A 12,224-nucleotide genomic window follows, 5' to 3' on the forward strand; every position below is an offset into this window, starting at 1 on the left:
GCGATCGCGAGAGCGGCGGGGCCGGTCGAAGCGGGTCGTCACGGGTCAGGCAATGATCCGGGGGGACGGCTGAGGGTGCGGCGGACCCAAATTGCAACACGTTCTAGTCTTGCCACATGACGGACGATCTGTTGCGGAACCCGACCCACAACGGCCACCTGCTCGTGGGCGCGCTCAAGCGCCACAAGAACAAGCCGGTGCTGTTCCTCGGCGACACCACGCTGACCGGTGGTCAGATGGCCGAGCGGATCAGTCAGTACATCCAGGCGTTCGAGGCGCTGGGCGCGGGCACCGGCGTGGCGGTCGGCCTGCTCTCGCTCAACCGCCCCGAGGTGCTGCTGATCATCGGCGCCGGCCAGACCCGCGGCTACCGGCGCACCGCCCTGCACCCGCTGGGCTCGCTGGACGACCACGCGTACGTGCTCAACGACGCCGGCATCAGCTCGCTGATCATCGACCCCAACCCGATGTTCGTCGAGCGTGCGCTGGCCCTGCTGGAGAAGGTCCCCGGGCTCAAGCAGATCCTCACCATCGGCCCGGTGCCCGAAGCGCTCAACGGCGTCGCGGTCGACCTGGCGGCCGAGGCGGCCAAATACGACCCGCAGCCGCTGACCGCCGCTGACCTGCCGCCGGATCAGGTCATCGGCCTGACCTACACCGGCGGCACCACCGGCAAGCCCAAGGGCGTGATGGGCACCGCGCAGTCGATCTCTTCGATGACCCAGATCCAGCTCAGCGAATGGGAATGGCCGGAGGACCCGCGGTTTTTGATGATCACCCCGCTCTCGCACGCGGGCGCGGCGTATTTCCTGCCCACCCTGATCAAGGGTGGCGAAATGCACGTGCTGCCCAAGTTCGACCCCGCCGATGTGCTGAAAACCATTGAAGAGAAACGCATTACGGCCACTTTTCTGGTGCCGTCGATGCTGTACGCGCTGATGGACCACCCGGATTCGCACACCCGCGACCTCTCGTCGCTTGAGACCGTCTATTACGGCGCGTCGGCGATCAACCCGGTGCGACTGGCCGAGGCGATCCGCCGGTTCGGCAAGATCTTCGCCCAGAACTACGGGCAGTCCGAGGCCCCGATGGCCATCACCTACCTGGCCAAGAACGAGCACGACGAGAAGCGGCTCACCTCGTGCGGGCGCCCGACGCTGTTCGCGCGGGTCGCGCTGCTGGGCGAGGACGGCAAGCCGGTGCCCCAGGGCGAGCCGGGCGAAATCTGTGTCAGCGGGCCGCTTTTGGCCGGGGGTTACTGGAACCTGCCGGAGGCCACGGCCGAAACCTTCAAGGACGGCTGGCTGCATACCGGCGACATGGCCCGCGAGGACGAGGACGGCTTCTACTTCATCGTCGACCGGGTCAAGGACATGATCGTCACCGGTGGCTTCAACGTGTTCCCGCGCGAGGTCGAGGACGTGGTCGCCGAGCACCCGGCCATCGCCCAGGTGTGCGTGGTCGGCGCACCGGACGACAAGTGGGGTGAGGCCGTCACCGCGGTGGTGGTGCTGCGCGCCGACGCGCCCCGCGACGACGCGGCGATCGAGAAGATGACCGCCGAGATCCAGGCCGCGGTCAAAGACCGCAAGGGCTCGGTGCAGTCACCCAAGCGGGTGGTGCTCGCCGAATCGCTGCCGCTGACCGGGCTGGGCAAGCCCGACAAGAAGGCCGTGCGGGCGCAGTTCTGGGAAGGCGCCGAACGCTCGGTGGGCTGACGCCGGCCGCTCCAGTGTGCGGCTGTCCGCACACCCGCGGCCGAACGTGCGGCTGGCCGCACACTCGGCGCATGAGGGGCCGAGAGGTAACGTCGCTGCCTATGGGAAGCGCCAACCGCGTCCGGCCCCCGTGGTGGCTGAAGCCGGCGAACAAGGTCTTCATCGGAATGTCACGGCTGGGAATGAGTTTCGGCGGCGAGAGTCCGGTCGTGTTGACCGTGCCCGGCCGTAATTCCGGCGCCGCGCGATCGACGCCGGTGACCCCGATGGTCCTCGACGGCACCCGGTACGTCGTCGCCGGATTCCCCGGCGCCGACTGGGTGGCCAACGTGCGCGCGGCACAGCAGGCGACGATCGCGCGCGGCCGGCACGTCGAGCGAGTGCGGATGGCCGAGTTGTCGCCCGACGACGCGCGGCCGATTCTGCGGGCCTTCCCGACCGAGGTGCCCACCGGCGTCGGTTTCATGAAGCGGGCGGGCCTGGTCACCGACGGGCGCCCCGAGGAGTTCGAGGCGCTGGCCGGCCGCTGCGCCGTGTTCCGGCTGGACCCGGTATAGGAGCTGAAACCCTTGAGTGACAACCCGTTTGATGCACAGGCTTGGCACGTTGTCGACGGCTTCGACGACCTGACCGACATCACCTATCACCGGCATGTCGACGACGCCACCGTGCGGGTGGCCTTCAACCGGCCCGAGGTGCGCAACGCGTTTCGGCCACACACCGTCGACGAGCTCTACCGGGTGCTCGACCACGCCCGGATGTCGCCCGACGTGGGTGTGGTGTTGCTGACCGGTAACGGCCCCTCCCCCAAGGACGGCGGCTGGGCGTTCTGCTCCGGCGGGGATCAGCGCATCCGCGGACGCAGCGGCTACCAGTACGCCAGCGGCGAGACCGCGGACACCGTCGACACCGCGCGGGCCGGGCGGCTGCACATCCTCGAGGTCCAGCGGCTGATCCGATTCATGCCCAAGGTGGTCATCTGTCTGGTCAACGGGTGGGCGGCCGGCGGCGGGCACAGCCTGCACGTGGTCTGCGACCTCACCCTGGCCAGCCGCGAACACGCCCGGTTCAAGCAGACCGACGCCGACGTCGGCAGCTTCGACGGCGGCTACGGCAGCGCCTATCTGGCCCGCCAGGTCGGCCAGAAGTTCGCCCGCGAGGTCTTCTTTCTGGGGCGGCCCTACAGCGCCGAGCAGATGCACCACATGGGCGCGGTCAACGAGGTGGTCGATCACGCCGACCTCGAACGAGTCGGTGTGCAGTGGGCGCGCGAGATCAATGCCAAATCCCCTCAGGCGCAACGCATGCTGAAGTTCGCGTTCAACCTGCTCGACGACGGCCTGGTGGGCCAGCAGCTGTTCGCGGGCGAGGCCACCCGGCTGGCGTACATGACCGACGAAGCCGTCGAGGGCCGCGACGCGTTCCTGGAAAAGCGGGACCCGGACTGGAGCCGGTTTCCCCGGTACTTCTGAGGCCGCCCGCCCGCCTAGACTCGCGTCCCGTGAGTAAGAGTCCGCTTCGACGGTTCACCGACCAGCTGGTGCTGGCCACCATGCGACCGCCCATGGCCCCGCAGGTGCTGGTCAACCGGCCGCTGATCAAGCCGATCAACCTGGCGGGGAAGCGCATCCTGCTCACCGGGGCGTCCTCGGGGATCGGCGAGGCCGCGGCCGAACAGTTCGCCCGCGAAGGGGCCACGGTGGTCGTCGTCGCGCGGCGCCAAGAGCTGTTGGACGCACTCGCCGAGCGGATCACCACGGCCGGCGGTAACGCCACGGCGATCACCTGCGACGTCTCGGACATGGACGCCGTCGACGCGCTGGTCGCCGACGTCGAGAAACGGTTCGGCGGCATCGACATCCTGATCAACAACGCCGGCCGGTCCATCCGCCGTCCGCTGGCCGAATCGCTGGAGCGCTGGCACGACGTCGAACGCACCATGGTGCTCAACTACTACGCGCCGCTGCGGCTGATTCGCGGCCTAGCGCCGGGCATGATCGAGCGCGGCGACGGCCACATCATCAACGTGTCGACGTGGGGGGTGCTCTCGGAGGCGTCGCCGCTGTTCGCGGTGTACAACGCGTCGAAGGCCGCGCTGTCGACGGTGAGCCGGGTCATCGAAACGGAGTGGGGCGACAAGGGTGTGCACTCCACGGCGCTGTACTACCCGCTGGTCGCCACCCCGATGATCGCGCCGACCAAGGCGTACCAGGGCATGCCGGCGCTGACCCCGGAAGAGGCCGGCGAGTGGATGATCACCGCCGCCCGCACCCGGCCGGTACGCATCGCGCCGCGGATGGCGATCGCCGCCAAGGCGCTGGACACCTTCGGCCCCCGCTGGGTCAACGCCGTCATGCAGCGCCAGAGCATTCAGCCCAACCGCAAGGGCGACAGCTGACCCGACCAGCGCGATCACGCCGTGTGATAGACACGAGGCATGGAGATCCTGGCGAGCCGGATGCTGCTTCGGCCTGCCGATTATCAGCAGTCGCTGGCCTTCTACCGCGATCAGATCGGCCTGGCGATAGCCCGTGAATATGGCGGCGGCACAGTGTTTTTCGCGGGGCAGTCGCTGCTGGAGCTCGCCGGGTACGGCTCCCCGGACCACTCCCGCGGCCCGTTCCCGGGTGCGCTGTGGCTGCAGGTCCGCGACATCGAGGCAACCCAGGCCGAGCTACGCTCCCGCGGCGTGTCGATCGCTCGCGAGGCGCGCCAGGAACCGTGGGGCCTGCACGAGATGCACGTCCTGGACCCGGACGGAATCACGCTCATCTTCATTCAGATCCCCGCGGACCATCCGCTACGGCGCGACACACGAGGTGAACGGCAGGCAAATTCCGGTTAACTGAAAGGTAACATTCGGCGACGACTGAAAATACACCCGCGTTTCACGTCATGCCGCATTCGACAATGGATTGCCCCTACCACCAGAATCAGGCTCTGTGAACATCCAATTGTTCCTCTTGATCGTCGTTGTAATCACGGCATTGGCTTTCGATTTCACCAACGGCTTCCACGACACGGGCAACGCGATGGCCACCTCTATCGCCAGCGGCGCGCTCAAACCCAAAACGGCCGTCTTACTCTCCGCGGTACTGAATTTGGTGGGCGCGTTCCTGTCCACCGCCGTCGCCGCCACGATCGCCAAAGGCCTCATCGACTCCAACATCGTGACACTGGAACTGGTGTTCGCCGGCCTGGTCGGCGGCGTCGTCTGGAACCTGCTGACCTGGCTCCTCGGTATCCCCTCGAGTTCATCGCACGCCTTGATCGGCGGCATCGTCGGCGCCACGATCGCGGCCGTCGGCGCGCACGGAGTGATCTGGAAGGGCGTGATCTCCAAGGCCATCGTTCCGGCCGTCGTGTCGGCGATCCTGGCCATCCTGATCGGCGCGGTCGCCACCTGGCTGGTCTACCGTGTCACCCGCGGCGTCCCGAAAGCGCGCACCGAGGCGGGTTTCCGGCGCGGCCAGATCGGCTCGGCCTCGCTGGTCTCGCTGGCGCACGGCACCAACGACGCGCAGAAGACGATGGGCATCATCTTCCTGGCGCTGATCTCCTACGGGTCGGTCAGCAACACCGCCACCATGCCGCCCGTGTGGGTCATCGTGAGCTGCGCGTTGGCGATGGCGACCGGCACCTACCTCGGCGGGTGGCGCATCATCCGGACCCTGGGCAAGGGCCTGGTCGAAATCCAGTCGCCGCAAGGCATGGCCGCCGAGTCCTCCTCGGCCGCGGTGATCCTGCTCTCGGCCCACTTCGGCTACGCGCTGTCGACGACCCAGGTGTGCACCGGGTCGGTGCTGGGCAGCGGGCTGGGCAAGCCCGGCGGCGAGGTCCGCTGGGGCGTCGCCGGCCGCATGGGGGTGGCCTGGCTGGTCACCCTGCCGCTCGCCGGGCTGGTCGGCGCCTTGACGTACGAGATCGTGCACCTGATCGGCGGCTACCCGGGCGCGATCGTCGGCTTCACGCTGCTGGTCGCGGTCTCGGCCACCATCTACATCCGCTCGCGCAAGATCAAGGTCGACCACCACAACGTCAACGCCGAATGGCAGGGCGATCTGACCAGCGGGCTGGACGCGGCCGATGACCCACGACCACCCGCCGATGCCGGACCCATACTCGGCGACATCGCGGCCCGATACGACTCCGATGACCCGTCGCTGAAAGCGAACGCCTCATGAGCCACATCGGCGACTGGTTCAACTACCAAGCCAGCTTGAAGATTCTGCTCTTCGCCATGCTGGCCGGGGCCGCCCTGCCGGGGCTGTTCGCCCTCGGGATACGGCTGCAGTCCGGGGGCGCCGGCGACATCGAGTCCGGCGGCGCCAGCAACGGAAACGCCCCCCACCGCAACCCGATGCTGACCGCTTTGGCGTGGACCATTTATGCGCTGGTCATCGCGGCGATCGCACTGGCCCTGCTCTACATTGCCCGGGACTTCATCGCCCATCACACTGGCTATCCGCTGCTCGGAGCGAATCCCAAGTAGCATCGTTCAATGTCTACCGAGTTGGCGAACCGGACGCCGGGGAGAGCTGCATCCGCGTGAACGGATTCCTCAATTCCATCGTTTCGTGGCTCCGCGCGGGCTATCCCGAGGGCGTGCCACCCACCGACACCTTTCCGGTCCTCGCGCTGCTGGCGCGCCGGTTCTCCAATGACGAAGCCAAGGCGGTGGCCAGCGAGCTGGTGCGGCGCGGCGAGTTCGACGACGTCGACATCGGCGTGCTGATCACCCAGATCACCGACGAGCTGCCGTCGCCGAAGGACGTCGAGCGGGTGCGGGTGCGGCTGGCGGCCCAGGGCTGGCCCTTCGATGATGCCGATCAGGCCGGAGATTCCGCATAGCCGTACTGCGCGCAGTGCACGTTCCGTCGGGGTCGGCGGCCTCGACACTGTTGCCCGCGCTGGAACGGGTACTGCAGGGACGCGACCCCGCCCTGGTGGCGCTGGCCGCGGGCGACGATCGCGAGTCGGCAGCATTGCGGGCGGGGCTGCGGGTCGGGGACGCCATCGACGACGACGTGGCCCTGGTGGCGGCGACGTCGGGAACCACTGGCACCCCCAAGGGCGCGCTGCTGACCGCCGCCGCCCTGCGGGCCAGCGCGACGGCCACCCACGACCGTCTCGGCGGGCCGGGCGGCTGGCTGCTCGCCCTGCCGCCACACCACATCGCCGGGGTGCAGGTGCTGGTGCGCAGTCTGCTCGCCGGCACCACCCCGGTCGAGATGGACGTGTCGGCTGGGTTTGATCTCGCCGAATTGCCCAGTGCCATAAGCGCATTGGATCCCGGCCGGCGATACACCTCACTGGTTGCCGCACAGTTGGCCAAGGCGCTCACCGACCCGGCGGCCGCGGCCGCGCTGGCCGGACTCGACGCCGTGCTGCTCGGCGGCGGACCCGCCCCGCGGCCCGTCCTGGACGCCGCGGCCGCAGCCGGCATCACCGTGGTCCGCACCTACGGCATGAGCGAGACCGCGGGCGGGTGCGTGTACGACGGCGTCGCGCTGAATGGGGTGCGGCTCCGCGTGACCGACGGGCGGATCGCCATCGGGGGCGCGACGGTGGCCAAGGGCTACCGCAACCCCATCGAACCGGACCCGTTCGCCGAGCCCGGCTGGTTTAAGACCGACGACCTCGGCGCCATCGACGACGCGGGGGCGCTGACGGTCCTGGGCCGCGCCGACGACGCGATCAGCACCGGCGGGCTGACCGTGCTGCCGCAGCCGGTCGAGGCGGCGCTGTGCACCCACCCCGCCGTGAGCGATTGCGCGGTGTTCGGGCTGCCCGACGGCCGGCTGGGGCAACGCGTGGCCGCCGCGATCGTCCTCCGAGACGGCGGCGTGGCGCCGACCCTGGACGCGCTGCGCGCGCAGGTGACGCGCACCCTGGACGCCACCGCCGCGCCGCGCGAGGTACACATCGTCGACGCGCTGCCGCGCCGCGGCATCGGCAAGGTCGACCGCGCGGCGTTGGTGCGCCGCTTCGGCGGCGCGAGCGATCAATAGGCTGTTCGTCCGTGAGGCTCGCTCGACGGCAGGCAGTGCGGGATGTGGCGGCGGTCGCGGTCGGGGCGGCGCTGGTGGCGGCGGCGTTCCTGCTGCCGCGGATGAACCTGGGGGTGCGGCCGCGCGTCGATGTCGGGCGAGAACAGTTCGCCACCCACGCCGGCGCCGCGCCGATCTTCGGCGAGTGGCTGATCCATGCCGGCTGGGGAACCGGCCCGGCCATCGCCCTCGCCGTCGCCGTTATCGCGTGGGGACCGATTCTGGCGCAACGGCTTTCGTGGCGGGCGTTGACGCTGGGCAGCTGGGCAGTCGCCGGGGGATGGGGGTTCGCGCTGGCGATGATCGATGGCTGGCAGCGGGGCTTCGCCGGCCGGCTGACCACCCGGGACGAATACCTGTCGCAGGTGCCCGGCATCACCGACATCCCGGCCACACTGCGCACCTTCGCCAGCCGGATCGTGGACTACCAACCGCATTCGTGGACCACCCACGTGTCGGGGCATCCGCCCGGCGCACTGCTGACATTCGTCTGGCTGGACCGGATCGGCCTGCACGGTGGCGCCTGGGCCGGGCTGCTGTGCCTGCTGGTCGGCTCGAGCGCGGCGGCCGCCGTGGTGATCGCCGTGCGCGCGCTGGCGGACGAGCCGACGGCGCGGCGGGCCGCCCCGTTCGTCGCACTGGCGCCGACGGCGATCTGGGTGGCGGTCTCCGCCGACGGATACTTCGCCGGGGTGGCGGCGTGGGGCATCGCGCTGCTGGCCGTGGCGGTGCACCGCCCGGTCCGGTTCCCCGCGCTGACGGCCACCGGCGCCGGGCTGCTGCTGGGCTGGGGCGTGTTTTGTAACTACGGCCTGATGTTGATGGGGCTGCCGGCGTTGGCGGTGCTGGCGTCGGCCCAGAAGCCTCCGCGCGGGGGCTGGACCCACTGGCGCGCGATCCTGCGGGCCCTGGGCCCGGCGGCGCTGGCCGCGATCGCGGTGGCGGTGGCCTTCGCCATCGCCGGGTTCTACTGGTTCGATGGCTATAGCCTTGTGCAGCAACGCTATTGGCAGGGCATCGCGAAGGACCGGCCGTTCCAATATTGGAGCTGGGCCAACCTGGCGTGCGTGGTGTGCGCGATCGGGCTGGGTGGGGTCGCCGGGCTCGGCCGGGTGTTCGACTGGGCCGCGATCCGCCGCCGCTCCGGTTTTCACCTGGTGTTGTTGGCCGTGCTGGCCGCCATCGTGTGCGCGGACCTGAGCATGCTCAGCAAGGCCGAGGTGGAACGCATCTGGTTGCCGTTCACCGTCTGGCTGACCGCGGCGGCCGCACTGCTGCCGATCCGGTCGCACCGGATCTGGCTGGCGCTCAACGCCGTCGGCGCCGTGGCGCTCAACACGATCATCTTGACGAACTGGTAGGGCCGGCTACAGGCCGGCCGCGCGGGTGACCCGGGTGAAGCGGCTGTCGGGTCCGCAGGCCTGGCGCACCACCGCGACGTCGTCGACGACGTCGACGTCCGCCAGCATCTGGACGGTCACGACATCAATACCCGTGTCGCGCAACGCCTTCAACGTCAGCTCCCCGGTATCGGGCGCCGACATCGGAACCGTGCGCAGGCACTGGGCCATCGCCGGCGCGCCCACGCCCAGCACCCACCAACCCCCGTCACGGGCCGGCCCGAGCACGGCCGGCGCGTCGAGCAACCGGCGCGCGCAGCCGGTCAACAGATCGGGGGTCACCTGCGGGGTGTCCATCCCGATCTGCAGCACCGGCAGCCCGTCCGACGACGCGTCGGCGTGCGCGTTGGCAAGCCGGGCGGCGAAATCGTCGCCGCGCTGGGCGATCACGGTGAAGGACCCCAGTCGCCGCCGGATTTCGGCGGCGCTCGCCGCGCCGTCCAAATCCCCGGTGAGCGCCACCACCCGCGCCGCCACCGGCGCGTCGGCCACCGCGTCCAGCGTGTCGAGCAGTGCGGCGGCCGCGATCTCGGCAGCCGCTTTGTCACCGACGCTCGCCGCGAGCCGCGTCTTGGCGCGGCCCGGCTCCGGTGCCTTGGCGACCACCAGCAGGGTCACCGGCAGAGCAGTCACGAGATGACCTTCCAGAAGTCGAGGATCGCGGTGATACTGCCGCGCAGCGATCCGCTGACCTTCGACTTGCCGCCCGTGCGCGGGCCGTAGCTGACGTCGAGTTCGACGACGCGCCAGCCGGCGGCCGCGGCGCGCACCAAAAGTTCCAGCGGATAACCCGATCGGCGGTCGGCGACCCCCAGCCCCAGCAGCGCCTCGCGCCGGGCCACCCGCATGGGCGCGATGTCGTGCACCGGCAGGCCGTGGCGGGTGCGCAGCCGCCAGCTCATGACGACGGTGCCGATGCGCGCCACCCACGGCCAGTGCAGCCCGGGCACCGGCCGGCGCCGGCCGGTCACCAGGTCCGCGCCCTGCTCGAGCGCGGCAACCAGCCGTGGCAGTTCGCCGCCGTCCATAGAGCCGTCGGCGTCGATGACCGCCACGATCGGGGTCGTCGCGGCCATCACGCCCGCGTGCACGGCCGAGCCGTACCCGGCCCGCGGTTCGGTGACGACCTGGGCGCCGTACCGCCTCGCGATACCGGCCGTGTCGTCGGTGCTGTTGTTGTCGACCACCAGCGTCCGGTAGCCGGCCGGAATGGCGGCCAGTACCGCCGGCAGCGACTCCTCCTCGTCGAGGCAGGGCAGGACCACCGTGACCAGGCCGTCGGTGTCGGGCACGCGTCAGAATCCGCGGTGAGTGCGGGGTTCCTGCGGGACCAGCGGCTGCTGCGAATGCGTCGGCGGCGCGGTCTGCTGAGTGTGTGTCTGCGTCGGCGCCTGGGTGGTTTGCTTGGTGCTCGGCGGCGCATACGTCGTCGTCGGAGGCGAATACGTGGTCGTCGGGGGCGAATACGTGGTCGGAGGCTGCGACGGGGTCGTTGTCGGGGGCGAATACGTCGTCGTCGGAGGCTGCGACGGGGTGGTCGTCGGCGGCGAATACGTGGTCGTCGGCGGCTGCGACGGGGTGGTCGTCGGCGGCGTGTAGGGCGTCGTCGGGTTGTACGGCGGGTTCCAGGGCGGGTTCCAGCCCGGGATCGGGATGGGAATCGGAATAGGAACCGGCACAATAGGATTCGGGCGCGGTGCCCAACCCGGATCGGGGTTGGCCGGGGCTTCGGGAACGGGAGCGACCTGCGGGGGCGCCATGTGCTCAGGGGCCGGGACGGTGCCGCCCTGGAACCCGGCGTTGGGCTGGTCGGCCGGCGGCGGGGGCAGCGGCGCCTGCTGCTGGCTGGGCAGGATCGGCATGAACTTGCCCGGAGTGCCATTCTGGACCCCCACCACCGGCTGCTGGGCGGCGGTCGGGCGAACGGCGACCGCGATCGCGGTGGCCAGCGACGCCAATCCGATGACCGCGAACGCGATGACGGCGTTGCCGATCACCAACGATCGCCGCGACAGCTTCGACGGCGCGGCCTCGTCGGCATCGGCGTAGTCGCCGAATTCGGGGCCGTAGTCGTAGTCGTCGAATTCGGGGTCGTACTCGTCCATCTCGCCCGGATAGACCCCGCCCTCGTCGGGCATCGAATACGCCAGCTGCGGTTCCTCGGCGTCCGGCGCGGGCACGACCGTCGTCTCATCGCCGGTGAGCCCCGCCGCGGGTGCCATCGCGGTCGCCTCCCCGACCGCGGGCGCCATCGCGGTGGCGTCACCGGTCAGGCCGACCGCGGGTGCCATGGCCGTCGCATCCCCGGCGGACAAGGCCGCCGCGGCGATCGCGGCACCGCGGGCAAGCGCAAACGTGGGATCGTCGGCGACCTGCACCCGCATGGTGGACGCGTCGCGCAGTTCATCGGCGACCCGGTTGAGGTCGGGCGAGGCCCCCAGGAGATAAACCTCTTCCGGCGCATCCGGCTGCGCGCTCAGGTTCGCCATCATCGCCTGGAACGCGGCGGTCACGTCGCCGCCCGAGGCGCCCGAGGCGGCGGCCAGCGGCTGGCTGGCCAACACGGTCGGCGGCACGTCGGGATCGCCGGTGCCCGAACCCACCACCGACAGGGTGGCCGTCGCGTCGTCCATCACCAGCGCGGCGCCGGGCCGCCCGGCAGCGCGCATCAGCGCGGCCACCGCCTGCGACTCCGAAAGCACCGCCACGTTGTGAACGCCGGAATCCTCCAGCGCCCGCCTCAACTGGTCGGCCCGCGGATCGTCGGTCCAGCACAGCCGGGTGCCGACCAACCGGTGGTTCTCTTCGGCCAGCAGCCGATTGGTTCCGACCACCGTCTCGGTGAGCGTGCCGATGGGATTGTCGGCGAGGTCGACGACGGATTGGTCGATCACGTCGGCGCCCTGGGCGTCCGACCCGAGAAGCGCCAAGCGGGCGACGGGGCCGGTGACCGCGACCCCCAAAACGACGTCCATCCCGCTTCTCCTTCACCCCGGCTACCCCGCAGCCACCAATGTCCCGGCATCATTACACTTGCAATACCGTCGGCAGTGTCA

Annotated in this window: 13 protein-coding genes; 10 read left to right on the forward strand and 3 right to left on the reverse strand. The window is 70.1% G+C overall.

Features of this window, described 5'->3' with window-relative positions; all coding sequences use genetic code 11:
• Nucleotides 1-116: 116 nt before the first annotated feature.
• The 10 genes from fadD8 (at nucleotide 117) to A5775_RS05515 (ending at nucleotide 9,129) form a co-directional block, all read left to right on the forward strand.
• On the forward strand, nucleotides 117-1,718 hold the full coding sequence (fadD8, locus tag A5775_RS05470) for a fatty-acid--CoA ligase FadD8 (protein WP_067248710.1): 1,602 nt from the start codon (nucleotides 117-119) through the stop codon (nucleotides 1,716-1,718).
• Between the two features lie 101 nt (nucleotides 1,719-1,819).
• The gene (locus A5775_RS05475) at nucleotides 1,820-2,275 is read left to right on the forward strand and encodes a nitroreductase family deazaflavin-dependent oxidoreductase (protein WP_067248714.1); all 456 of its coding nucleotides are present in this window, start codon (nucleotides 1,820-1,822) and stop codon (nucleotides 2,273-2,275) included.
• Nucleotides 2,276-2,287: 12 nt separating this feature from the next.
• Nucleotides 2,288-3,190 carry a 1,4-dihydroxy-2-naphthoyl-CoA synthase gene (locus A5775_RS05480; protein ID WP_067248717.1) on the forward strand — a complete coding sequence of 301 codons (903 nt, stop codon included), beginning with the start codon at nucleotides 2,288-2,290 and terminating at the stop codon, nucleotides 3,188-3,190.
• A 29-nt stretch (nucleotides 3,191-3,219) separates the two neighbouring features.
• Nucleotides 3,220-4,116 carry an SDR family oxidoreductase gene (locus A5775_RS05485; RefSeq protein WP_067248720.1) on the forward strand — a complete coding sequence of 299 codons (897 nt, stop codon included), beginning with the start codon at nucleotides 3,220-3,222 and terminating at the stop codon, nucleotides 4,114-4,116.
• Nucleotides 4,117-4,155: 39 nt separating this feature from the next.
• A complete protein-coding gene (locus A5775_RS05490; RefSeq protein WP_067248724.1) occupies nucleotides 4,156-4,563 on the forward strand; it encodes a VOC family protein in 408 nt (135 codons plus the stop codon).
• Nucleotides 4,564-4,660: 97 nt separating this feature from the next.
• Nucleotides 4,661-5,902 carry an inorganic phosphate transporter gene (locus A5775_RS05495; protein ID WP_067248727.1) on the forward strand — a complete coding sequence of 414 codons (1,242 nt, stop codon included), beginning with the start codon at nucleotides 4,661-4,663 and terminating at the stop codon, nucleotides 5,900-5,902.
• Nucleotides 5,899-6,210, forward strand: coding sequence for a hypothetical protein (locus A5775_RS05500; protein WP_067248730.1), 312 nt, complete (start codon nucleotides 5,899-5,901; stop codon nucleotides 6,208-6,210). The genes A5775_RS05495 and A5775_RS05500 overlap by 4 nt, the downstream gene beginning before the upstream one ends.
• Nucleotides 6,211-6,266: 56 nt before the next feature.
• Nucleotides 6,267-6,569: a DUF3349 domain-containing protein gene (locus A5775_RS05505; protein ID WP_067248734.1), complete on the forward strand. Its 303-nt coding sequence runs from the start codon at nucleotides 6,267-6,269 to the stop codon at nucleotides 6,567-6,569.
• A gap of 59 nt (nucleotides 6,570-6,628) precedes the next feature.
• Nucleotides 6,629-7,729 (forward strand): o-succinylbenzoate--CoA ligase, encoded by a 1,101-nt coding sequence (menE, locus tag A5775_RS05510; protein ID WP_231995118.1) that lies wholly within the window; start codon nucleotides 6,629-6,631, stop codon nucleotides 7,727-7,729.
• 35 nt (nucleotides 7,730-7,764) lie between these two features.
• Nucleotides 7,765-9,129, forward strand: a complete 1,365-nt coding sequence (locus A5775_RS05515; RefSeq protein ID WP_082952884.1) for a hypothetical protein — start codon at nucleotides 7,765-7,767, stop codon at nucleotides 9,127-9,129.
• 6 nt (nucleotides 9,130-9,135) lie between these two features.
• Here the strand turns inward: A5775_RS05515 and A5775_RS05520 are convergent, their stop codons facing one another.
• From A5775_RS05520 to A5775_RS05530, 3 genes are read right to left on the reverse strand one after another with little or no spacing between them, the layout of a single operon-like run.
• Entirely contained in the window at nucleotides 9,136-9,801 is a 666-nt protein-coding gene (locus A5775_RS05520) for a DUF2064 domain-containing protein (RefSeq protein ID WP_067248741.1), read from the reverse strand.
• Nucleotides 9,798-10,460 (reverse strand): glycosyltransferase family 2 protein, encoded by a 663-nt coding sequence (locus A5775_RS05525; RefSeq protein ID WP_067248743.1) that lies wholly within the window; start codon nucleotides 10,458-10,460, stop codon nucleotides 9,798-9,800. Before A5775_RS05525 ends, A5775_RS05520 begins: the two co-directional genes overlap by 4 nt.
• A 3-nt stretch (nucleotides 10,461-10,463) precedes the next feature.
• Entirely contained in the window at nucleotides 10,464-12,143 is a 1,680-nt protein-coding gene (locus A5775_RS05530; protein ID WP_067248747.1) for a hypothetical protein, read from the reverse strand.
• Between the last annotated feature and the right edge of the window lie 81 nt (nucleotides 12,144-12,224).

The organism is Mycobacterium sp. 852002-10029_SCH5224772 (genome assembly GCF_001667315.1).
Classification (GTDB): domain Bacteria; phylum Actinomycetota; class Actinomycetes; order Mycobacteriales; family Mycobacteriaceae; genus Mycobacterium.

Excerpts from the sequence above, each read along its gene's own strand:
- A5775_RS05475 (WP_067248714.1), top strand. The coding sequence starts at position 1,820 with ATGGGAAGCGCCAACCGCGTCCGGCCCCCGTGGTGGCTGAAGCCGGCG.
- A5775_RS05530 (WP_067248747.1), bottom strand. The coding sequence starts at position 12,143 with ATGGACGTCGTTTTGGGGGTCGCGGTCACCGGCCCCGTCGCCCGCTTG.
- A5775_RS05500 (WP_067248730.1), top strand. The coding sequence starts at position 5,899 with ATGAGCCACATCGGCGACTGGTTCAACTACCAAGCCAGCTTGAAGATT.
- fadD8 (WP_067248710.1), top strand. The coding sequence starts at position 117 with ATGACGGACGATCTGTTGCGGAACCCGACCCACAACGGCCACCTGCTC.
- A5775_RS05490 (WP_067248724.1), top strand. The coding sequence starts at position 4,156 with ATGGAGATCCTGGCGAGCCGGATGCTGCTTCGGCCTGCCGATTATCAG.